Genomic DNA, 22,361 nt, shown 5'->3' with positions numbered 1-22,361 from the left:
TTTTCGTTGTCGTTATTTGTCGGTAAGTCGATATTCTCTGTCGAATCGTCGATATACTTAGAAAATCGTTGATATATTTTAAAAATCGTCGATATAATTTCATGCAATACAACTTTTACATTAAATAACGTAAATATATATAAGCATGTGATAATAGTAATGCAATGATTGTTAACGGCAAACCAATTTTTAAGAAGTCCATATAAGAGAAAGCATGTCCTTCACGTTTAGCGATACCAGCAACGACTACGTTTGCTGATGCTCCGATTAACGTTCCGTTTCCTCCTAAGCAAGCTCCAAGTGATAATGCCCACCATAGTACTTCGATTTGCGGAGAATCGACAGATAGTCCGAGCCCTGTAGCTAAATCTTGAATAAGTGGGATCATCGTTGCGACAAATGGGATATTGTCAATTGTCGCAGATGCGATCCCTGATACCCATAAAATAAGTATAGCGGCAAAACCGATATCACCATTCGTTACGTCGAGTACTTCTTTTGCGAGTGAAGAAATAAGTCCGATATCAATTAACCCGCCAACGAGAACAAATAGTCCAGCGAAGAAGAAAATAGTTACCCATTCAACGTGGGCAAATACATCTTCAATATCGTGTTCTTTTACTCCAATTAGCATAAGAAGTGTAGCGCCTGTCATCGCGACAACCGCAGCGTCTACATGAATAACAGAATGAAGGATAAACCCTAAAATAGTTAGTCCCAAAATCGTGATCGATTTTAAAAGGAGGCTTTGATCTTTAATATAATCTTTTTCGTTTAATACCATAAGTTTTTCGATTTGCTCAGTTGTTGTTTTTAGTTTATTGCGATACATAAAGTAAATAATGCCAAGTGTCACGATAGAAATAATAATTACGATAGGAGCTAAGTTAAGTAAAAAGGCATTAAAGTCTAAATGCTTATTTGCTGATCCAATCATAATATTAGGTGGGTCACCGATTAATGTTGCTGTTCCGCCTATATTTGAAAATAATACTTCTGAAATCAAATAAGGAACAGGATTTACTTTTAAAATACGTGTAATAGATAGTGTAACAGGTACGATTAATAAGACGGTCGTTACATTGTCCAAAAATGCAGATCCGACAGCAGTTAATAGGGATAGCAATAATAAAATGCGGATTGGTTTTCCGCCAGCTGCCTTCGCTGCTTTAATGGCCACAAATTCAAAGACGCCTGATTGACTCGTAATATGTACGAGAATCATCATCCCAATTAAAAGGGTGATTGTTTCCCATTGAATATGTGATGTGAAAGCGGTATGTAAATCTACAATTCCAAAAATAATCATAATAGCAGCACCGAATAGTGCAATTACAGCACGATTCAATTTCTCAGAAATAATAAATCCGTACGTGACTAAAAATACGGCAATTGCAAAATAATATTGCCAATTTGCTACTCCATGTGCTGATTGTTCCAATCATGTCACCTTCTTTAAAGTATGTATTCAATTGTAAACATGCATCCTTCTGCATAATTTATATTGTAGCAAATTCAAAAAAGAAAGAAAACTATTTAACAAAGTGAAGGAAAAAATGATGATTTTACAGATTTTCCGAATAGGAAAGCCCACTACGGTGCGATAGTACCCCCTTTAGGGGTGGATGATAGTGAGGTCAAATGCGATGTACAGATAAAATACCGAAAGTATGTTCTGTACATCAAGTATTTGAAATGGTATAATTTTCATAACAGACAAGTAAAAGTCTCTAAAACAATCTTGTTCTCTGAAAACAGAATACATATGAGGTTGGAGTAACAAATTCTTCTACTCCGTAAAATGTATTGAGTCGTCAAGTACAAGACGCTAAAACACATTTGAGAACTCACAATCTGACTCGTTTGGTAATAGAACGAGTGCCGTATCTGCTAGATGCACTGGATACGGAGTGGTGATGGCACACCGCAATCTTGCACGTCAGCGATACTAGAAATAGACGTCGCCTTTGGTAGCAAGAATCCCATTGACGTTAGTCAGCTTGCGGCTTTAGCCGTGGGAGTGCCAAATATGATATAAAAAAATGAAGAAACACAGTGCAAATTATTAGGAAAAGTGAGAGTTGTCCTCTAATATAGAGATAGCAATTTACATTATTTTTGCGTAAAATGGTTTAAAGAGGTGAATTCCGATGGAAATAGTAAAAGATAGTTCTCTTATTCAAAATGAAATTGAACGTTTTGTAAATAAAGATGTATATATTCATTTAGAAACGACGAATGGAGCGTACGCGTCACACTTTAATGAAAAGATGATGACAGTTGGAGCATTCATTCGAAATGCAATGATTCGCTTTGAGCGCGGAAAGATTACTGGAACAAACCCATACCGAGTTGGTCTAAAGATGGATCATGGCTGGGTATATGCAGAAGGTATTACGCACTGGGAAGTAGACGATAAAGAGCGTTTATTACTTGCAGGGCACGATAACCAAGGCCGCTTAGCAGTTGCACTTGAGTTAAGCTTAACGCCATTTAAGTAAGAAGGAGGGAAACTTATGGAGAGACATGTACTTGTTGTATTTCCGCATCCAGATGATGAAGCATTTGCGGCGGGAGGAACAATTCGCTTATTAACAGATCAAGGAGTACCTGTAACGTATGCGTGCGGTACGCTAGGACAAATGGGACGTAACATGGGTAAGAACGTATTTGCTAACCGTGAAACGATTCCGAATATCCGTGAAAAAGAATTAAAAGATGCATGTGAAGCGATGGGAATCAAAGATTTAAGAATGCTTGGTTTCCATGATAAAACGTTAGAATTTGAAGATGTTGATTTCGTTGCAGACAAAATTGAAGCGATTATTCAAGAAGTAAATCCATCTCGAATTATTACATTTTATCCAGAGCACGGCGTACATCCAGATCATGATGCATTTGGCCGCGCTGTAGTTCGAGCTGTATCACGTATGTCAAAAGAAGAACGTCCAGTTATTCATGCGGTTGCGATTACGAAAAATCGCGAAGCTGTACTCGGTGAGCCAGATGTTGTAAATAATATTAGTGAAGTATTTGAGCATAAATTAGCTGCACTAGGTGCGCACCGTTCGCAAACAGAAGCGATGCTTGAAGAAACACACGCGAAAATTAAAAACAAAGATGCAGCAACATTAAAATGGTTGCAACTTGAACAATTTTGGACTTATAAATGGGAGTAGACTAGAAGGGAACCTTCTAGTAGCTCTTACATAGAAAAAGCGCCGTCACTTGTGACGGTGCTTTTTTGTGCTATTAACAATATTAGCATCATCCCTTTCTAAAGATAGGACAGCTTTAGCTACTTTCTTACTAGAATGAGGATGTTATAAGAAAGTTTGTTGCTTTTATCATTATTTGGAATCTGTATTATTACATAAAGTTCAAGTGGAGAAGAGAGTATACTTTTTGTATGGTGTAATAAAGATATAGCCCGCCTACAGAAATAGGCAGGCTATTTTTTATAAAGAAAAGACAACTTAAGGCTAGAGCCCTTGTTAAGAAATAGGGTGAAAACAAGATTTTTTAACGAGAGATAAGGTCGTTCAACAGATAAAGATATCGTATTTGAAACATGTGATTATTCGTGGGTTAAGTTATATTTTTGATAAAAAATCTTTAAAAAGCATTACAATTCCTAGAAGAGATAAGACTTCAATCGAAAACCAAAATACACTTTTTTGAGGTTTTTTAAATTCCATTATTATGGAGAAAAATAAAAAGATAGCAATGAGAAAAAAAATTAAGAGACGAAGTATATCAAACATCAATAGCACTCCTAATAGTTAATTTGTTTCACTATATAGTTATTTCCAATATTACAGAATTTAAGAAGCGACTAATTAATATTAAAGCAAAAAGTTCTCAGAATTCATGAATTAAAAATGAAAAAATTTGAGCCACTGAAAACAGGGGGATTATATATTAATTAGTTTAGCGATTGAAAGAGTAATTTTTTAATCTTGTAAATGTCTGGTTAGTTCAACTAAACAATTAGTGGGGGATAGATACCCCTCTTAATGATTAGAATTTCACTTTTTTTGTTTTCTTTTTTATATAAAGCCTTAGAACTGGAATTTAGTAATGGTTTATAAGAAACATATATTTTGAATTGTTTAATAGAATAATATATATTTATATAGATTTAATTATTTTAGTTTGCTAAAAATGGGGAAATCGATATGAAGGTTAAATTTGCTGTAATAAAAGATGAAAACTTTGACTGTAGTTTATTAAAAACAAAATTACTGAAAACTTTTAAAGAAGTAGATTGTGAAGCAGATATTGTAAAGGTTGAGGATGGAATTTTTGAAAACAATGATATACAAACACATCTATCAGAAATAACCATTCATGTTACTGGAAAAAATATTGGGTATAGGTCTGTTTCCGCCAGTATATTTATTGTTCTAGAGAGTTTATCAATGGAACTATTTCGTATTACTATTAGTATACATTAAGCAGCTAACAAAGTAGACTCTTCATAAAATCATACTGACTATATTGAGTTAGTAAACATGAAAATGGTGATGAAAACAATAGAAATTATCTTAGGTGCTCTCGTATGCTGGAGAGCACCTTGTTTGCTGTTACATAAACAAGGGATTCCTTTTCTATATTTAATTTATCCTAACGCTAATTTTAATATAGAAGAATGGAAACATAATTAGATTGTGCAAATAATTTGGTGCGCACATATATGGAATGTATTCACCGGTAAGAGGGTTGTCTCATAATATATATAGATTTTTCTATTAAGATGAACAGAGGGTGTGAATATATGGAAGATGTTTATGCTAAAATTGACAGTCTCAAGGCCGACCAAAAAGAAATTATGAGAGACATTCGTGCTTTAGAAACGCGTACTACTATTAATGAGAAAGACATAGCAACAATTAATAAGCAATTAGAAAAAATAAGTACAAACACAACTTGGATTTTGCGTATTATTATTAGTACGATAATAATGTCAGTTTTAGGATTGATATTAAAAGGGATGATTTAAAAGAAAGAGGGGAGCTCCCTCTTTCTTTTATGTAAATAAGAAGTTATACATTTTCCGTTTTTTTTTCATCTGCATACTTATCCTCTAAGGAAATTAATAGAGGGATTGATATAGTTACAAGAATGATTAAAGTAGTTATAAAAGATTTAGAAAGAGAAAAAGAACCTTCAATTAAAGGTGATAAAAACTTGAATGAAAGTATACTTGTTAGTAAGGAAATTACTAAAAAGCTAAAAAGAGATATATTTTTATTCTTTATAGATGTCTCTATAAAGTCTTTAACGCAGGTTATTAAGACAAATATAGTTAATATGATAAGAGAAACAAAATAATGTGTTACATTCGTCATACTAATAGTAGGGTCGTCTATTATGTAAGCAAGTAACTTAGATACTAACATGCCTCCAAACAATAAAATAATAAAAGCGAGTAATCCTTCCAATATATAAGTGCTGAAATTATCTTTCTTGTTAAAAAGCTTATAGTTCAGAGTAGATTGGGTTATTTGAATTAGGAATAGGCTAATAATCCATACATAATATACAATTGGTAATTCTCCTGAGAATAGAGAAATTAGGAAGTTTAATAGTGTCCTTAAAATTTCAATCATTACGAAAGTCCTCCTGTTTGTAAGCTTGGCGAAATTAGAAATATGCTAGTCTATCGTTTAATAATTAAATCTATCGATTCAAACTATTTCTAATTATTCCATAAAAAGGTTGTTGATTCAAGGTATCTCTTTAATAAATCTGCCAAGGCCGAATAATAGAAAAAGAAACGCAATATGTAATATAATTGAAAAAGTGTATTTAAAAAATCAATGTTAATATTACCCTCCTATAAGTATTAACATACGTAATTGAGGTGTTTTCTTTGTTGTTTTATGAGCGAATTTCTATCATGGCCCCTCCTGTTCCGTAGCTAAGGAAAGTCTTTTTATTTCTGAGATTTTCAAAGTTATAGGAGGGTATGAAAAATGAAAAAAGTCTCAGTACCATCACTTTTGTTAATGATTATTCTTGTCGCATTTCCGCAAATTAGTGAAACGATCTACACACCGTCTTTACCGGACATTTCAAAGGCGTTACATGTAAGTAATAATGAGGTACAGTTAACGCTTAGTGTGTATTTTGCTGGATTTGCTTTAGGTGTATTTTTTATTGGATGGTTATCAGATATAATTGGCCGTCGCCCAGCAATGTTACTTGGAATTGTCGTATATGGCGTTGGGAGTTTCTTATGCTTTATTACAAATTCCATTGAAGTTTTATTGGTAAGTCGTTTTATTCAAGCGTTTGGAGCAAGTGCAGGATCAGTTGTGACACAAACGATTCTACGTGAAAGTGTAGAGGGGCATAAGCGCCACGTTATGTTTGCTCAAATTTCGGCAGTTATTGCTTTTACACCAGCGATAGGACCGTTAATTGGTGGCTTTCTTGATCAAATGTTTGGATTTAAAATCGTATTTTTAAGTTTAGTAGTTATGAGTATCGGTATTTTTCTGTATACGTTTGTTTCTCTTCCAGAAACAAAAACGGACTCGGTAACGAATAAAATAAATGTGTTTGCAGTCTTAAAGAAGTTAATTACAAATCCGAAAGTAGTAACGTATGGGCTATTAATTGGAGGAGCAAATGGTGTTTTATTTAGCTATTATGCAGAAGCACCGTTTATCTTTATTGAATACTTTCAATTATCGCCTAGTATGTATGGATTTTTAGGGATTGTTGTTGCTTCTGCTTCTATTATTGGAGCGAAAGTTTCAAAACGATTGCTTGCCACGTATAAACCAGAGAAAATTATATATATCGGTTGTCTCGTAATGACAGGAGGAGCTATCCTTTTATCTGTTATTACGTTTGTTGGACCAAATCCGAATGCAATATATATGGTTGTATTTTTAGTAGCGATGTTTATATTGCTATTAGGAATTGGGGTGGCGTTACCTAACTGTTTAAGTTTAGCATTAGTAGATTTTCAAGATGTCATTGGTACAGCGGGCGCATTGTTTAGCCTAGGGTACTATATAGTAGTAACAATGATAATTTTGGGAATGAGCGAGCTTCATACAGGCTCATTAATAGTGATGCCACTTTATTTTCTAGCTATAGTCGTTATCATGATGGTGTTTACTAAAGTGTTTATTTTAGGTAAACAAACTTCAAAAACGATTTGAAAATAAAATGGGAACAAATCGTTATTTTGTGTAAAGGTATTAACCCTTAAGTATAAAGATAAAAATGCTCTCTCAAAATTTTTTTGGAGAGCATTTTTGTTTTAGCACATCTAAAATAGTTTTTTCATTCAAATAGATTCCTAAGTTTAACATTTTTTGGGTAATGTAGTTGTGATGAGGATATTCTTTTATTATAATTACTTATATATTAGAATTGATATATATTAGAAGGAGCGAACGTTTGTTGAGTGAAGTATCTAAAGAAATTAAAATAGCCGAGAAATTAAAATTTTGGGAAGAGCAAGATCAAATAAATAAAGAATTAATACCGAGAGTTGTAAAAAACCATGAAATGATTACAGACTTGGCAGCTCAATTTGATAAAAATTTAATATCTATGTCTTTGTTACAAGAAAACATAGATGAAAATAATGAGGAAATTGATAGTTTACATGAGAAGTTAAAAAACGAATCATCTAAACGGATGGAACAAATAAGTAAATTAACTGCTAAAATAGAAGAACAAGATATACATATTAGTGAAATGAAAAGTATGTTGATGAATCAAGAGGAAGAGATTAGAGAAGTAAAAAAAGTTCTGGAAAAAGTGAATAAAAGTTTAGGAGTTACAGGGAATAATAAAGGGAATGTAGCTGTCAATATAGGTGTTTTAATTGCAATAATACTATCTATGATTGCAATTACTCTATGAGGTGTACGTATGAAATCTTATCAAATGTTGGAGTCATTAAAAAAGATACCGAAATCAGCATCCACATCAAGTGATTTATCAAAAGAAGAGATGTTTTCTCATTTAGAAACACTAAAAGATAGGGATGTTGTGCTACAAGCAGGCATATATTCATCAATAATAGGTTATCAAATACTTGAAACAAGAAATGTTCCAGATGAGTTGTTTGCTGCATATGCTTCCCAGTATCCACAACTTTCTAATAGTGGTGTATCCCTTTATGAAAAGTATGTAGAAGTTTATGAAAAGGGAGAAAGTTCTATTACTGGTTTTGTAAATGGGGTTAAAGGAAAGCAATTTGAATATTATGTCCAAAATAATTTATCAGAAAGATATCCGGACTATGATTTTACTATCGCAGAGAGTGCCAACCAACCTATATGGGATATAAAAGGTATTAGCCAAGAAAACGGGGAAGAAATGTTAATTCAGGTGAAAATGATGGATACTGCGCAAGCAAACCATTTGTCTAATATTATGCAATCTAATCCAGATGTTTATTATGCTACTAGTTCAGAAATACGAGAAAAAATTCTTGCTGCAAAACCGGAATTACAGGAACAATTTATTCCAATCGATATCTCAAGTTATGAATTTACACAAGATGTACAAGATGGATTGGAAACATTGAGGGAAAACTTAGGAATTGATTTACCAGATGAAGTTTTTGCATTAGCACCATATTCAACAGAAATAGTTTTAGGGATAAGACTACTCTTCGATTTAGCCTCGGTGAATAGAGATTTTAAACAAGTACAAGCTACTGACAAAGCACGTCTAGGAGCAGTGAAAGCTTTAATTCTGTTTTCAAGGTTTGGCATCAATACAATTTTAGGTGTTGTGGGATCATCACTAGGTACAATAGCAATACCTGGTATCGGTACAGTGATAGGTGTAGTAGCTGGGGTATATGTAGGGAGTAAATTAAATAGAAAAATTGCACCATACTCACTGAAAATTGCATACACATTAGTGGGACTTAATGAAGAAGATGTATTCTACTTTAAAAATATGGAAAGGGTACATGATTTGGCACTTGAGTATAGAAAAAATAGTTTGCTTTTACAACAACCGTAAGTTTATTTATAAAAGAGTCTCATTTTTTAATGAGACTCTTTTATATTTTATGAAAATAATTATAGGTATGAATATGTAATAGGTATTAAAATATAACAAAGTTGTATAATTATAGTTTTTGGAGGGTGAAAATATGTTAATGAATTTAGTATGCATTCTACTAATCATTTCCGGATTTATAATAGTTATACGAAAAAATTTCATTGTAAATCACTATCTTTGTAATTTGATGGCATTCTTTTGTGCTTATATGACAACATCTTCCTATGTATTAGAGCAACTTTCATTGACAAAAACTATATTGATACTATGTTTGTTGTTTATAACTTTTATTCTTGTATACTCACATTTCGACATTAGAGGATTAGCTTTTAACGATTACACAGTATTTAATCTACCTTCTAGCCAAGTGAATATATTAGTGAAAGAAGGGTTAACTGAAGCGAACATAGAATTTACTGTGAAGAAAAATAATATATATTTATTAGGTTCTCCTGTTAAAATTCGAATATTAAATAGACCATTACATACAACTAATATTTTATTTAGAAAATGCCCAGATGATATAAAGACAAAAATAAAAGATATTATTAAGGAAAAGATAAAATTTGAAGAGAAAAGTTTTCCACTTTCCGGAGTATTGTTGATTGTTTTAAGTGTAGTTATATTTTTCTTAAAATAGGAGATGGAATAAATAAGAGGTGTAGAAGCTAGTGACTTTGTAGTTCTATTAATATATTAAGTCTCGGCGTGGTGCGTTAATTGTATGTGTAAGCAATTACAGTACAAACTATAAGTAGTGAAATAACTGAGGAGGATATGATTTCCTCGGTTATTTATATTGTAATAATATTTATACCGGAATCATATTGAATAGATGTATTTTATTGTTAATTTAGTTAAAAATTAATCAGACTTATGTATAATAATTTATTGAAAAAATAATTGAATTTTTCAGATTAATGAATTAATATAAGGTAAGTAATTTTAAGATTTATAGAATGTTGGAAGATGAAAGGTTTTGAGAATTTTATAAGAAGCAGAAAAACGATTTTAGGATAGCTTTAAAGCTAGTGTAAAATGACGTTTGCTTCATCATTTTCAGGGCCGAAAGGAATTAGGGGAAAGCATCTTGTTTTAAAATGCGGCTATGAATCATCTAAGAGGGGGAAGTGAAGTGGCAAACAAAGAATTGAAAAGAGGTTTAGAAGCACGTCATATTCAAATGATTGCTTTAGGCGGAACAATTGGTGTTGGTTTGTTTATGGGGTCAGCCAGCACAATTAAATGGACAGGTCCGTCAGTTATGCTTGCGTATGCAATTGCAGGTATTTTTATCTTTTTCATCATGCGTGCCATGGGAGAAATGTTGTATATGGAGCCAAGTACAGGTTCATTTGCAACATTCGGTCATAAGTATATTCATCCGCTAGCTGGTTATATGACAGCGTGGAGTAACTGGTTCCAGTGGGTTATCGTTGGGATGTCAGAGATTATCGCAGTTGGAGCGTATATGCAATATTGGTTCCCTGATTTACCAGCTTGGATACCAGGTGTAATCGCAATGGTTATTCTTGGCGCAGCTAACTTAATTTCTGTTAAGTCATTTGGTGAATTTGAATTTTGGTTTGCGATGATTAAGATCGTTACGATTCTATTAATGATTATTGCGGGATTTGGACTTATTTTCTTTGGAATTGGTAACGGTGGAGAAGCGATTGGCATATCGAATCTTTGGTCAAATGGCGGTTTCTTTACAGGTGGTTTTTCTGGATTCTTCTTTGCATTATCACTTGTAGTTGGAGCGTATCAAGGTGTGGAATTAATCGGTATTACTGCTGGTGAAGCGAAGGATCCGAAGAAGACACTTACAAGAGCGATTCAAAGTACAATTTGGCGTATTTTAATTTTCTACATCGGTGCGATTTTCGTTATTGTAACTGTGTATCCGTGGGATCAATTAAGTACAATTGGAAGTCCGTTCGTAGCAACTTTTGCGAAAGTTGGTATTACGGCAGCTGCGGGACTTATTAACTTCGTTGTTATCACAGCAGCAATGTCTGGTTGTAATAGTGGTATTTATAGTGCTGGTCGTATGCTATATACGTTAGGTGTAAATGGACAAGCACCGAAATATTTCACGAAACTTTCTGGAAATGGTGTACCTTTATTCGGTACAGTTGGCGTAATTATCGGTTTAGCGGTCGGTGTAGTTCTAAGTTATATTGCACCAAAAAACTTATTCGTATATGTATATAGTGCGAGTGTACTTCCTGGTATGGTACCATGGTTTGTCATTTTAATTAGCCAAATTAATTTTAGAAAAGAAAAGGGAGCAGAGATGAAAGATCATCCGTTCAAAATGCCGTTTGCTCCTGTTACAAACTATTTAACAATTGCCTTTTTAATTATGGTATTAATCGGAATGTGGTTTAACGATGATACGCGCATTTCACTAGTTGTAGGTATTATTTTCTTAGCTATCGTTACAATTAGTTTCTATGCTTTCGGAATAGGGAAGCGAACTCCGTTAGACGTTCAAAATGATCAAGAGATTTCAAGTAAATAAAGATAGTAAAAAGTCCGATTTCTTATTTGGAAATCGGACTTTTTGTTATTAAAACTTTTCTAAAACGATCTTCCCAATTGTACTTCCGCTTTCAAGCAGGGCATGTGCTTTTTTTACATTTTGAGCGTTAATTGGTGTGAATGTTTCATTTAAAGTAGTCTTTAAAATGCCTTCATCTAGTAGTTCGCTTACTTTATTTAATAGTTCGTGTTGCGTAATCATGTCTCCAGTTTCATACATCGCTTTTGTAAACATAAATTCCCAAACGAGTGTAGCACTTTTACTTTTTAAAATACCCATCTCAAGAGGGTGCTCATTTTCTACGATAGAACAAATTTTCCCTTGTGGTTTAATGAGGTCACACATTGCTTGCCAATGTTGATCTGTATTGTTTAAGCAGAAAATATAATCTACATCTTTTAGCCCGAACTCTAGTATTTGATCTTGTAAAGGTTGGTGATGGTTAATGATATAATCAGCACCAAATTTTTTAACCCAGTGTATCGTTTCATTGCGGGATGCAGTTGTAATAACATTCAGTCCAGCCCATTTTGCAAGTTGAATGGCAATTGAACCTACACCGCCAGCACCGCCTATAATTAAAATGTTTTTAAAGGAGTTCGTATCTTTCTTATTATAATCAATACCTAAACGTTCGAATAAACCTTCCCAAGCTGTAATAGCTGTTAACGGAAGTGCTGCAGATTCAGCATCACTTAACGTTTTTGGTTTTTTACCAACGATTCTTTCATCAACTAGGTGGTATTCACTATATGTACCTTGTCTCGTAATGCTTCCAGCGTAAAACACTTCGTCGCCTTCTTTAAATAACGTACAATTTTCGCCGGTTTGTACAACAACACCACTCGCATCCCAGCCAAGTATTTTCGCTACTTCTTCTTTTTTATCTTTCGGAGAGCGAACTTTTGTATCAACTGGATTAACGGAAATAGCGTTAATTTTAACGAGTATATCTCTTCCTGTAGCAACAGGTTTTTCAACTTCCATATCAATTAAACTGTTTTCTTCTTCAATAGGTAAGTATTCATGTAAACCAATTGCTTTCATTTGTATTCCCTCCATTAAAGTAAGAGTCATTTACTCTTTTATTTTTATTATAGTAGGTGGAGTGTCATTATGTAAAAAAGTTAAGTCTCTTCTATTTTGTAAAATGCCTGTTTCAGCATCATGTAGTACCGTGTAACTGGAGAGGATCCGCCATCGTTTTGATTTTATAGGCGTTGGATGAAAGTTATACTTATTTTTCCAGTGTACCTTGCAATGAACAATACCGAGTGTTATATTATACTTGTGGTTACTTATTATAAAACAGTACTGAATAATAAATAGTAGTGAACATCAATTAGAATAGGGTGAATGAATATTGAATGTACAATTTAAAAAAGGAGTTTTAGAACTTTGTGTTCTTGTCTTACTTGATAAGCAAGACCGTTATGGGTATGAATTAGTTCGAAGTATTTCCAATCGAATTGAAATATCAGAAGGGTCTGTTTATCCTCTACTGCGTAGATTAACTAAAGAAGAATATTTTACAACGTATTTACAGGAGTCTTCAGAAGGTCCTTCAAGGAAGTATTATACGCTGACGGATAAAGGTAGAACGTATTTGTACCAACTTTTGAGGGAATGGAATGAGTTCTCACAAGGTGTCAATCAATTAATAAAAGAAGGTGTAAGTAATGACGAAAAATGAATTTTTACAACAATTAAATGCATCTCTAAAAAGATTATCTGAAAAAGAGCGTGCAGATATTTTAAAAGATTATGAAGAACATTTTACTTTCGGATTAGAGGAAGGGAAAAGGGAAGAAGAAATTGTAGCTTCATTAGGTTCTCCAGCTCAAATCGCCAAAGAGTTATTAGCAGATTATCATATTGAGAAAGTAACAACAAGTGCAACAACAGGAAATGTTTTTCGTGCAATTTGGGCAGTAATTGGATTAGGTTTTTTCAATTTGTTAATCGTACTTGCACCTGCAATTACATTAGCGGCATTGATTTTTTCAGGTTGGGTTCTAGGTATCTCATTTTTAGGTGCACCATTACTTGTTTTAGTTGATACGATTATACATCCAAATACATTCTTGTTATTTAATCTTTTCGTTTCTTTAGCACTTTGTGGACTTGGATATTTCATTGTTATTGCTATGTTATTTTTAACGAAGTTAGCAACGAAAGGATTTGTTCGTTATTTAAAGTTCAATATAGCACTAGTAAAAGGTGGTTTGAAGCATGATAAATAAGAAGAGTTTCTCAATCATTGCAGGTATTATTTTCATTATTGGTATTATCGGAAGTTTATTCACTTATCGTTCAATTGCTGGGGTACCAATTTCAGAAGAAAAGGTCATTAATAATAATGTGTCAAGCGTCATTATCGATACGAATAATGTTCGTGTTAACATCAACCCTACAACAGGTAGTAACGTGAAAGTAAAATTAGATGGTGAGGTTAATCCAAACGTAAAAAGAACATTAGCTACGGATGAGAAAGATTCAACGCTTCTTATTTCTTATAAAGAAAAACAACAGAGTTGGTTCAACTTTAATATTTCTGAAGTGTTGGCGCCATTAACATTAAATGTGTATCTACCTGAAAAACAATATGAATCATTAAAAGTTTCCAATAATAATGGCTATGTTTCTGCTAAAAAACTAAACGCAACAAATTTTAATATCAATACAAGCAATGGACGTGTTGAATTAAGAGAAATCAATTCGCCAAAAATTATCGCGGAAACAAACAATGGAATTATGGATTTCAAAGATGTATTGGCACAAAATATTCATGTGAAATCGAACAACGGACGAATAATGCTAGACCATGTTGAAGGTGAAATAGAGGGGCAAACTAAAAATGGTAGTCTTACTCTGAAAACGAATGAACTAGATCGAAATCTCAATTTTACGACTCACAATGGAAAAATTAATATTGAAACTGAAAAAGAACCAACTAATGTTCAATTTAATGTTGCTGTTGATAATGGTAGAGCGAATATCCTTGATAAATATAATGGAAATACCGTTATTGGAAAAGGAGAAAATGTAATTAAATTAAATACACATAACGGAAATATTACAGTGGAAAAACAATAGCATATCTGCCAAATTTAAACTGCAAAATTATTGAAGGTGATTATGAAGTGGTACCTGGTGTTCGGTTATTGTATACACCAGGACATTCTCCAGGACATCAGTCATTATTAATTGAGACGGAAAAAAACGGTCCTGTACTATTAACGATTGATGCATCTTATACGAAAGAGAATTTTGAAGATGAAGTGCCGTTTGCGGGATTTGATTCGGAATTAGCTTTATCTTCAATTAAACGTTTAAAAGAAGTTGTGACAAAAGAGAAACCAATTATTTTCTTTGGACATGATATAGAACAGGAAAAGGGTTGTAAAGTGTTTCCTGAATATGTATAGTGCAAAAAGTCATGAGCTCACGTGCTCATGACTTTTTCGTTTAAATAATTTTTTTTAATAAGTTATAAACTTTTTTGGAACTATCTTCATTTAGTTGATAGTACGTTAGGTTTACATCATCAGGAGTATCTTGCTGAGCAATCATCACTTCGTTATTGTGATGATCAACTACCCAAATGAAATATTTTTTATAAGTTCCATCTTCGAAAGTAATCCACATATCACAATCTATTAAATCTGATCCTTCTTCATCTAATGTTAATTTTCCTTTTTTTGCGGTATCCATACTATTAATAAACGTTTTTAATTCATCTGTTTTTGTGAGGAAGAGATCCTTTTTTGTTTTAATGGATTCGACATGTATATCTTTTATTTCCTGTTTTCCTAAAAAGACAGGGGGCTCATTTGGATCCCTTTGAGTGGAAATAATAGTAGCTTTTTTCTTGGGCTTATTTGCTGTATAGAGATCTTGAATAGATTTTCCAGAGTTTATAAACCATATGATCCCACAAATAATCAATGTGCTACAAAGCAGTAAAATAATTTTCTTAATAGAATATTCTCCTCTCTATTACTTCGTATAAAGAGCTTTTCTATTAATATATGATAGGTAAGCGTAAAGTATTATAGTTGAACGTGGCTATTCTTAACAGTTTTAAGAGGGCGATCAACGAGTAAATTGTAAGTAAGCCCAATTAATACGAAAACACCGCCGATAATCTTTCCAGTTGAGAGTTCATTTGTCAGGAAGAAATCAATGATAGTCCCTGCAAATAACTGTCCGATAAAGATGAGTAACGTTAAATAAAATGCTGATATTTTAGGAGTGATATAGTTCGATAATGAAATAACGATAACGCCTACTAATCCGCCTAAATATACAGCGATAGGTATGGATTGTAACGTATGCATTGGAATATACATTGAATCTGAACTGAAAATTAAAAATAACATAGAGAAAAATAAGCCAGTAATATAATTAAAAAACGTGCCTTCCCAATTTCCAATTTTCGCTGCTAAATTTGCGTTAATAATTCTAGCAACGACGATAGAAACACCAGCTAAAATAGCGATCGTAATATATAACATTTTCTTGCCCCCATTAATAAATTGTCATGATTATAATTCCAGAAGAGATGAAACATAATCCAATTAGTTTTTTCTTTTCAAACTTTGCAACTTTCATTCCTAATAAACCGAAATGATCAATAACGATGGAAGCAATGGATTGACCGAGTAAACTTAATGCGATCGTAATAGAGGCACCAAGGACGGAGAAGCTTATATTGTTAAAAAGAACAGTGAATACCCCAATCGCTCCAGCGCTATATAAAAAAAGTGAAATATTTTTATCAAAATGGATTTTATGTTTGTTTATGATTAAAACGAAAATAACTGCAATTAAACCGACAAGGTGAATGACGATACTTGCTGTATACTTGCCAATTAACTCAGATAAAATCCCATTCAATGGAAGCATAACGGCGATGAGCACACCAATAAAGACAGAAAGAAAGTTATACAATGTAATATCCCCTTTGTATTTCATATTTGTAATGACTGTATCATGCTAAAATTGTGTATTACTATGACATATGTCATAGTGGAAGGAGAAAATTTTGATTACAATGGGGAGTAGTTGTAAAGGCGGGGGAACTATGAAGAAAATATGTAATTCTATTAAATTAGCAGAGTATATGAAACAAAATAATATTGACTCATTTTTTAGTAATGATATGAAACCATATATGGAACTTATATTTTTTAAGAAGAATGAGTTTATTTGTAGAGAAAATGAAGAGATAGATTATTTATTTTTCTTCGTTGAAGGAAAAGCGAAAGCGTTTAATACATTAAGTAACGGGAAATCTGTATTATTATGCTTTTATGATAGCTTGCAGCTGTTAGGAGATGTAGAGTTAATTCATTCTCAAAAGACAACTTCAAACGTACAAGTGATGGCAGATTCATATTGTGTTGGTTTGCCTTTAGGGAAAGTGAGAAATCAACTATTTCATGATGCGAAATTTTTACGATGTATTTGCGGATCGTTAGCGCATAAGTTAAATCGGCTTTCAAAAAATAGTACCATTAATTTACTATATCCTCTTGAAAATAGACTTGCGAGTTACATGTTAGCAGCAGGAGAACGGGCAGTACAGCACGGAAATAGAATTGTATTTAGTGGGAATTTAACGGAAACAGCGGAATTGTTAGGAACGAGTTATCGGCATCTATTACGTACATTAAATATTTTTTGTGATAAAGAGATTATAAAGAAAAACAATGGATGCTTTGAAGTAGTGAATGTGGATGTTTTGAGAGAATTGGCGGCAGATGTTTATAAATAATATAGTAAAGTGGGGATTTAGATGAAAATAGCAATCATTTCAGATGTTCATGGAAATAGTCACGCTTTACAAGCAGTATTAAAAGATTTGGAACGTCGCAAGGTCGAAATGATAATAAATTTAGGAGATAGTGTGTATGGGCCGTTAGATCCTTTAGGGACCATTGAAATATTAATGAAGAACGAGATGGTACATATTAAGGGAAACTGTGATCGCATGCTTTGGGAACCTATACAAGAGCAGTCGGCTACACTAACTTTTGTCCAAAATCAATTAACAAAAAATCATATAGATTGGTTACAACAACATCCGTCACAATTTATTATAGAAGATATGTTATGTTGTCATGGTACGCCAATTTCAGATGAAGTGTATTTGTTAGAAGAGATGAATGAAAATGGTGCGATATTAAAGAATGAAAAAAATATAATGGATCAACTCCAAAATATTGAGCAAAAAATAATAGTATGCGGTCATACGCACATTCCTAGAGTTGTATATTTAGCAAACGAAAAAATCGTTATAAATCCGGGGAGTGTAGGACTTCCAGCATACAAAGATGAGTTACCTGTTATGCATAAAATGGAATCAGGAACTCCGCATGCAAAATATGTAGTGATAGAAGAGGTTTTGGGAGAATGGATAATTGAACAAATTTCAGTTCCGTATAATTGGGAAGAAGCTGCTCGGTTAGCTACTCAACATGAAAGGCATGATTGGGCACAGGCGATAAAGACTGGGAAGATAGAATGAAGGGGAGCTTACTTTATGGTAAACTGCTCTTTTTTATTTTGAGTACATATTGAATTATATAAAAATAAAATGTTATGATTATGGAAACGTATGAATATATGAACAATTATTCATATATTTGAGAAGAGGAGGGATTAGAATGAAAGATCTAATTATTATTGGAGCGGGTCAAGCTGGATTAACAATGGGATATTACTTGAAACAAGAAGGGTATAATTTTTTATTACTTGAGGCAGGAAACCGAGTTGGTGATTCATGGAGAAATCGATATGATTCTTTACAGCTTTTTACTCCGCGGCCTTACAGTAGTTTACCAGGTATGGCGTTAATAGATGAAAAAAATGAATTTCCATATAAAGATGAAATTGCAACGTATTTAGAAGAATATGCAAGACATTTTCAATTACCGATCCAATTGCAAACTAAAGTTTTTAAAATAAAGAAAGAAAGAGATATATTCGAATTACATACCCCTACAGAAATTTTACAAACGAAAAAAGTTATTATCGCAACAGGTGGTTTTCAGCAACCGTTTATTCCCTCAGTTTCAGCAAATCTATCATCACATGTTTTTCAAATACATTCATCACAATATAAATCACCATCACAAATTCCTAAGGAGAAAGTACTCGTAGTAGGTGGCGGGAATTCAGGAATGCAAATTGCAGTAGAACTGGCAAAAACTCATGAAGTTACACTGTCTATTAGTCATCCTTTAACGTATTTACCGTTACATCTTTTTAGAAAAAGTATTTTCAATTGGTTAGAAAAATTGGGTTTATTGTACGCCGAAGTAAATACAAAGAGGGGGGAATGGTTTCAAAAGAGAAAGGATCCCATTTTTGGATTTGAAGGTAAGGAACTCATTCGTAATGGATCAATACAACTACAAGAAAAAGTAGTAAGTGCATCAGAAAATAACATTATGTTTCAGAACGGTGAAACATATAGTGCAGAAAGCATTATATGGTCAACAGGCTTTATTCAGAACTATAACTGGATTGAAATAGAAAAGGCAGTGGATGAGAATGGATTGCCTAATCATGTAAAAGGAATAAGTCCAGTAAGAGGATTATATTATATCGGCTTGCCATGGCAGTCTCAAAGAGGTTCTGCACTTATTTGTGGTGTAGGAAAGGATGCGGCGTATTTACTTTCTGAAATCAAAAAAATAGATCAGTAGCAGCGACTACTGATCATCCATATGTACATGAATTAGGAGAGGTCAAACATTTATTGACTTTATTATAATTGATTTTCATAAGAATAAAAACTGAAAATTCTAATTTCGTGTTGAGAAAGTTTTTTGTATCGAAATATATAAAAGAATAGGGGGTTTTTAGTAAAAAGAAATATGATATTTATATTTTAATAAATTATGATATAGTTTATAAAGAGTAGATTACATAAAATGTTATTTTATTACATATAAAGTAAGGGGGATGGCTGTGAAGTTTGATGATCAACGCCTACTAGGAGTACGATTAGGTTCTGTACTTGTAACAGAAGAAAATCAATATTTAGTAATAAAGAAAAAAGATCATTATGCACTTTTAAATATACATAATTTAGAATGCACACATGTTGAAGTGCAGCTAGAACATATTGAAGAAATGTTGCAGGAAGATTTCCAAGAAAGTATAACGGAGATTATCGCACCAGAACATATAAAAATTGTTGCGAAAAATGTTATATAAGAAAGAAGCTGAAAGGAACAGCTTCTTTCTTTTTCATTGTAAGGATAATGTTTTTAAAATCTCACCAATAATCCCTTCCATTTGATGAACACCTAAGTCAGTGTTCGTCATAATAACAGCACCATTACCCCGGTATGGATAACAAACCATCATACATTGAAATCCCACGCCCCATCCGAGTGAATATATTTGTAAGTCTTCATTTGAATCATCCAGAAAAACACCTAGTCCCGTCCATTTTGAGCAACCTTGAGGAGAAATCATATCTTGTACTGTTTTTTGAGAAAGTTTTAGTTTACCCTTTCCTTGTAAGGAATGAATGATTTCAATAACTAAAGCTGATAAGTCAGTTGGTGTTGTCCAAATACCTGAAGAAGCTGCGAATGGATAAAATGGATACTTCTCATTTGTAACGGTGCCATCTTTATTATGTCCGCAAGCAAAAGCATCGGTTTTATCTATGTCTTCAGGAGAGAAGATTGTACTATTTTCCATTTGCAGTGGTTGAAATATATATTCTTCTAGTAAAAGGTTGAATGGCTTTCCAGTTATATCTTCAAGTAGTATTTCGATTATACAAAAGTTTGCATCCGAGTAGTGAAATTCGCTTTCTGGTTTATAAGTTACTTCTATAGGTACGGAGCAATATGGTGTTTTACCGGCAAGGAGTTTAGACATGCTTGGTTGCCCATGTGCAAGTGTATAATGTTCAAAACTATTAGGTGGGTCAATGATTCCAGATTGGTGACTTAACAAGTTTCGCAATGTGACTTTTTTCTGTGAAGTAAATAGATTAGTAGGGATGTTCCAAGATGTGAGTCTATCATTTACGTCTTCATCTAAATGTACGATTTTCTGATCGGATAATGTTAGTACGAGAATTGTGGTGATAAATTTGCTAATAGAACAAGAATTGAATATGGAATCTGTAGTAACAGTTCTAGTTGTTCCAGATTCAAGTGTTCCGAAAGCAGCTGTTTCATTTAGCTTGCCGTCGTGTATAACAGCAAGACTTAAACCTACAATGGAATATTGGTTCATTTTCTCGTATATATTGTTACTTTTTAATTTCATAGTGACTCCTTTCGTCGAAAAAGACAGAATGTTAGTTCTATTATACAGTAGTAAATAGAGAGAATGAGAGAAAAAGAAACACTTCATCGATCAAAGATGAAGTGTTTTAGTTAATTCGAAGTGAATGTTTTAAAAAATTTATCGCGGTACATGTACATAAGCCATGAGGCTGTAATTAATGAAATAATGATTTGTTTGTTTTGAATTGGCGCCTTGAAAACAAGCCAGCCAACGATATCAAATAATAAATGTAGTGCAATTGAAAGAACTACAAATTGTAGTAACGTCTTAAAAAATCTTTTCATAAAGTGTCCCCCTGAAATAAAAGGTTTATCAACAGTGTTGTATATTACTATTATACATTAAATGTGTTTCGTGGTAAAATTTACATAAGTTAGTGAAATAAAACAAATGAAAGCTAGTGAGGAGGGATAGTCATGGAATTTTGGATGATCATACCGATAGCGATCTTTGGGTTTATTTATATCGTTGAAAAGTTAAATAAAATTGAAAAGAAAACGGATGCGCGTTTAAAGCGAATGGAAGATAGGTTACAGCTAATTACGAAAGAAATGGGAATTGTAGATAGAGAACCGGAAATTAATAAAGAGTTGCGGCAGCTTATGGAAGAAGGAAAAACAGTTACAGCAGTTAAGAGAGTAAGAGAAGCTTTTGGTTTTTCTTTACTAGAAGCGAAGCAATATGTTGATAAATTATAAGAAGATCATCCGTGTGGGTGATCTTTTTTCACTGCACCATGCGTGTATTTACATAAGCAGCGATTATAAAGTGTCCAATTATAATGATAGGAAATAAGATTTTTACATTAGGAGTAAGGAAGACGCTACCAATTGTGGCAATAACACCAGCAGTTAAATTATAAAGACCAACTATTTTTGATAACTTATCTTTTTCTGGTACACGGCGTTCATTGAATCCTGATAAGAGCCAAGTGTATTGTTTTACTCCGATGAAATAAGCTAGTGCAAATGAAATAATTGCTAGTATGAATAATGATGGGGAAGCGAAGAGAGTCATTGAAAACACCTCCGTTAAAGGGTTATAAATAAATTATAGTATGAATGTTATAAATTAACAAAAAAATCGGTTTTAAGTGTAATAGAAAAATAAAGTATTTGTGACAAGGAGAGATGAAGTATGAATATTGTGGAATTCCAGAGATATGTATCAAATTTCAGTAAAGAAAAAGGATTTCAAGATACAACAATTGAAGAGCGTACGATGTATGCGATGGCGGAATTAGGTGAATTAGCGGAAGTTATATTAAAGCGTGATAAAATTCAAGATGCCAAAAGAGAAATCAGTTTAGAAATGTTTGATGTAATTTGGAATGTATGTGATTTAGCGAATAAGTTAGAAATTGAGTTAGAGAAGGCATTTGAAGAAAAAATGATGATTAATAAAAAACGTGAATGGTAAAAGGAAAGTTAAAAAGCGCACA

Annotated in this window: 27 protein-coding genes and 1 pseudogene; 19 read left to right on the top strand and 9 right to left on the bottom strand. The window is 32.9% G+C overall.

Going from position 1 to position 22,361, the window contains the following annotated elements:
• Positions 1–115: 115 nt before the first annotated feature.
• On the bottom strand, positions 116–1,441 hold the full coding sequence (locus ACTFR9_RS09410; RefSeq protein WP_074532841.1) for an ArsB/NhaD family transporter: 1,326 nt from the start codon (positions 1,439–1,441) through the stop codon (positions 116–118).
• Positions 1,442–2,150: 709 nt separating this feature from the next.
• On the opposite strand from ACTFR9_RS09410, the gene ACTFR9_RS09405 reads away from it, so the two are divergent.
• The 4 genes from ACTFR9_RS09405 (at position 2,151) to ACTFR9_RS09390 (ending at position 5,002) form a co-directional block, all read left to right on the top strand.
• Entirely contained in the window at positions 2,151–2,501 is a 351-nt protein-coding gene (locus ACTFR9_RS09405; protein ID WP_000407043.1) for a YojF family protein, read from the top strand.
• A gap of 15 nt (positions 2,502–2,516) precedes the next feature.
• Positions 2,517–3,179: a bacillithiol biosynthesis deacetylase BshB2 gene (gene bshB2, locus ACTFR9_RS09400; RefSeq protein ID WP_000439461.1), complete on the top strand. Its 663-nt coding sequence runs from the start codon at positions 2,517–2,519 to the stop codon at positions 3,177–3,179.
• A 999-nt stretch (positions 3,180–4,178) separates the two neighbouring features.
• The gene (locus ACTFR9_RS09395) at positions 4,179–4,457 is read left to right on the top strand and encodes a hypothetical protein (RefSeq protein WP_000865011.1); all 279 of its coding nucleotides are present in this window, start codon (positions 4,179–4,181) and stop codon (positions 4,455–4,457) included.
• Positions 4,458–4,777: 320 nt separating this feature from the next.
• Positions 4,778–5,002, top strand: coding sequence for a hemolysin XhlA family protein (locus tag ACTFR9_RS09390; protein ID WP_000390460.1), 225 nt, complete (start codon positions 4,778–4,780; stop codon positions 5,000–5,002).
• A 43-nt stretch (positions 5,003–5,045) separates the two neighbouring features.
• Here the strand turns inward: ACTFR9_RS09390 and ACTFR9_RS09385 are convergent, their stop codons facing one another.
• Entirely contained in the window at positions 5,046–5,612 is a 567-nt protein-coding gene (locus tag ACTFR9_RS09385; protein WP_229136669.1) for a DUF5823 family protein, read from the bottom strand.
• Between the two features lie 366 nt (positions 5,613–5,978).
• Here ACTFR9_RS09385 and ACTFR9_RS09380 point away from each other — a divergent pair, with 366 nt between their 5' ends.
• The 5 genes from ACTFR9_RS09380 to ACTFR9_RS09360 all read left to right on the top strand — a co-directional run bounded on the left by ACTFR9_RS09380 (position 5,979) and on the right by ACTFR9_RS09360 (position 11,575).
• A complete protein-coding gene (locus ACTFR9_RS09380; RefSeq protein ID WP_076856363.1) occupies positions 5,979–7,178 on the top strand; it encodes a multidrug effflux MFS transporter in 1,200 nt (399 codons plus the stop codon).
• A 244-nt stretch (positions 7,179–7,422) separates the two neighbouring features.
• Positions 7,423–7,890, top strand: coding sequence for a hypothetical protein (locus ACTFR9_RS09375; RefSeq protein WP_000005770.1), 468 nt, complete (start codon positions 7,423–7,425; stop codon positions 7,888–7,890).
• A 9-nt stretch (positions 7,891–7,899) separates the two neighbouring features.
• Positions 7,900–9,006 carry a DUF456 domain-containing protein gene (locus ACTFR9_RS09370; RefSeq protein ID WP_229136670.1) on the top strand — a complete coding sequence of 369 codons (1,107 nt, stop codon included), beginning with the start codon at positions 7,900–7,902 and terminating at the stop codon, positions 9,004–9,006.
• A 133-nt stretch (positions 9,007–9,139) separates the two neighbouring features.
• The gene (locus tag ACTFR9_RS09365; RefSeq protein ID WP_076856361.1) at positions 9,140–9,688 is read left to right on the top strand and encodes a hypothetical protein; all 549 of its coding nucleotides are present in this window, start codon (positions 9,140–9,142) and stop codon (positions 9,686–9,688) included.
• 495 nt (positions 9,689–10,183) lie between these two features.
• Positions 10,184–11,575 (top strand): amino acid permease, encoded by a 1,392-nt coding sequence (locus ACTFR9_RS09360; RefSeq protein WP_001284419.1) that lies wholly within the window; start codon positions 10,184–10,186, stop codon positions 11,573–11,575.
• A gap of 48 nt (positions 11,576–11,623) precedes the next feature.
• On the opposite strand, the gene ACTFR9_RS09355 is transcribed toward ACTFR9_RS09360, so the two are convergent.
• The gene (locus ACTFR9_RS09355; RefSeq protein WP_229136671.1) at positions 11,624–12,643 is read right to left on the bottom strand and encodes a zinc-binding alcohol dehydrogenase family protein; all 1,020 of its coding nucleotides are present in this window, start codon (positions 12,641–12,643) and stop codon (positions 11,624–11,626) included.
• A 316-nt stretch (positions 12,644–12,959) separates the two neighbouring features.
• Here ACTFR9_RS09355 and ACTFR9_RS09350 point away from each other — a divergent pair, with 316 nt between their 5' ends.
• The 4 genes and pseudogenes from ACTFR9_RS09350 to ACTFR9_RS09335 form a co-directional block, all read left to right on the top strand.
• Positions 12,960–13,289 carry a PadR family transcriptional regulator gene (locus tag ACTFR9_RS09350; protein WP_001102641.1) on the top strand — a complete coding sequence of 110 codons (330 nt, stop codon included), beginning with the start codon at positions 12,960–12,962 and terminating at the stop codon, positions 13,287–13,289.
• A complete protein-coding gene (locus ACTFR9_RS09345; protein ID WP_000164531.1) occupies positions 13,276–13,839 on the top strand; it encodes an HAAS signaling domain-containing protein in 564 nt (187 codons plus the stop codon). The genes ACTFR9_RS09350 and ACTFR9_RS09345 overlap by 14 nt, the downstream gene beginning before the upstream one ends.
• Complete coding sequence (locus ACTFR9_RS09340; RefSeq protein WP_000608746.1) at positions 13,829–14,692, top strand: DUF4097 family beta strand repeat-containing protein; 864 nt, start codon at positions 13,829–13,831, stop codon at positions 14,690–14,692. Before ACTFR9_RS09345 ends, ACTFR9_RS09340 begins: the two co-directional genes overlap by 11 nt.
• Before the next feature lie 5 nt (positions 14,693–14,697).
• A pseudogene (locus ACTFR9_RS09335) lies at positions 14,698–15,024 on the top strand (MBL fold metallo-hydrolase); the annotation flags it as partial.
• A gap of 40 nt (positions 15,025–15,064) precedes the next feature.
• On the opposite strand, the gene ACTFR9_RS09330 reads toward ACTFR9_RS09335, so the two are convergent.
• The 3 genes from ACTFR9_RS09330 to ACTFR9_RS09320 form a co-directional block, all read right to left on the bottom strand.
• Positions 15,065–15,559, bottom strand: coding sequence for a hypothetical protein (locus ACTFR9_RS09330; protein WP_033670754.1), 495 nt, complete (start codon positions 15,557–15,559; stop codon positions 15,065–15,067).
• Between the two features lie 89 nt (positions 15,560–15,648).
• Positions 15,649–16,113, bottom strand: coding sequence for a DMT family transporter (locus ACTFR9_RS09325; RefSeq protein ID WP_000965806.1), 465 nt, complete (start codon positions 16,111–16,113; stop codon positions 15,649–15,651).
• 13 nt (positions 16,114–16,126) lie between these two features.
• On the bottom strand, positions 16,127–16,573 hold the full coding sequence (locus ACTFR9_RS09320) for a DMT family transporter (RefSeq protein ID WP_229136672.1): 447 nt from the start codon (positions 16,571–16,573) through the stop codon (positions 16,127–16,129).
• 109 nt (positions 16,574–16,682) lie between these two features.
• Here ACTFR9_RS09320 and yeiL point away from each other — a divergent pair, with 109 nt between their 5' ends.
• The 4 genes from yeiL (at position 16,683) to ACTFR9_RS09300 (ending at position 19,825) form a co-directional block, all read left to right on the top strand.
• A complete protein-coding gene (yeiL, locus tag ACTFR9_RS09315; protein ID WP_000717649.1) occupies positions 16,683–17,375 on the top strand; it encodes a transcriptional regulator YeiL in 693 nt (230 codons plus the stop codon).
• 21 nt (positions 17,376–17,396) lie between these two features.
• Entirely contained in the window at positions 17,397–18,128 is a 732-nt protein-coding gene (locus ACTFR9_RS09310) for a metallophosphoesterase family protein (protein ID WP_000684268.1), read from the top strand.
• A gap of 139 nt (positions 18,129–18,267) precedes the next feature.
• Positions 18,268–19,311, top strand: coding sequence for a flavin-containing monooxygenase (locus tag ACTFR9_RS09305; RefSeq protein ID WP_000653886.1), 1,044 nt, complete (start codon positions 18,268–18,270; stop codon positions 19,309–19,311).
• A 265-nt stretch (positions 19,312–19,576) separates the two neighbouring features.
• Positions 19,577–19,825, top strand: a complete 249-nt coding sequence (locus ACTFR9_RS09300; RefSeq protein WP_000666946.1) for a hypothetical protein — start codon at positions 19,577–19,579, stop codon at positions 19,823–19,825.
• 33 nt (positions 19,826–19,858) lie between these two features.
• Here the strand turns inward: ACTFR9_RS09300 and ACTFR9_RS09295 are convergent, their stop codons facing one another.
• Together ACTFR9_RS09295 and ACTFR9_RS09290 are read right to left on the bottom strand one after the other, a co-directional pair.
• Positions 19,859–20,899 carry a serine hydrolase domain-containing protein gene (locus ACTFR9_RS09295; RefSeq protein ID WP_229136673.1) on the bottom strand — a complete coding sequence of 347 codons (1,041 nt, stop codon included), beginning with the start codon at positions 20,897–20,899 and terminating at the stop codon, positions 19,859–19,861.
• Between the two features lie 110 nt (positions 20,900–21,009).
• Positions 21,010–21,204 carry a hypothetical protein gene (locus ACTFR9_RS09290; RefSeq protein WP_000819249.1) on the bottom strand — a complete coding sequence of 65 codons (195 nt, stop codon included), beginning with the start codon at positions 21,202–21,204 and terminating at the stop codon, positions 21,010–21,012.
• Positions 21,205–21,336: 132 nt separating this feature from the next.
• On the opposite strand from ACTFR9_RS09290, the gene ACTFR9_RS09285 reads away from it, so the two are divergent.
• Entirely contained in the window at positions 21,337–21,618 is a 282-nt protein-coding gene (locus ACTFR9_RS09285) for a hypothetical protein (RefSeq protein WP_000397700.1), read from the top strand.
• A gap of 28 nt (positions 21,619–21,646) precedes the next feature.
• On the opposite strand, the gene ACTFR9_RS09280 is transcribed toward ACTFR9_RS09285, so the two are convergent.
• A complete protein-coding gene (locus ACTFR9_RS09280) occupies positions 21,647–21,937 on the bottom strand; it encodes a DUF3784 domain-containing protein (RefSeq protein WP_000171761.1) in 291 nt (96 codons plus the stop codon).
• A gap of 120 nt (positions 21,938–22,057) precedes the next feature.
• On the opposite strand from ACTFR9_RS09280, the gene ACTFR9_RS09275 reads away from it, so the two are divergent.
• A complete protein-coding gene (locus ACTFR9_RS09275) occupies positions 22,058–22,339 on the top strand; it encodes a MazG nucleotide pyrophosphohydrolase domain-containing protein (protein WP_229136674.1) in 282 nt (93 codons plus the stop codon).
• The last annotated feature ends 22 nt before the right edge of the window (positions 22,340–22,361 follow it).

Source organism: Bacillus cereus group sp. MYBK222-1, assembly GCF_051916425.1.
Taxonomy (GTDB): Bacteria; Bacillota; Bacilli; order Bacillales; family Bacillaceae_G; genus Bacillus_A; species Bacillus_A paranthracis.
This window is presented reverse-complemented; position numbering and strand designations above follow the sequence as displayed.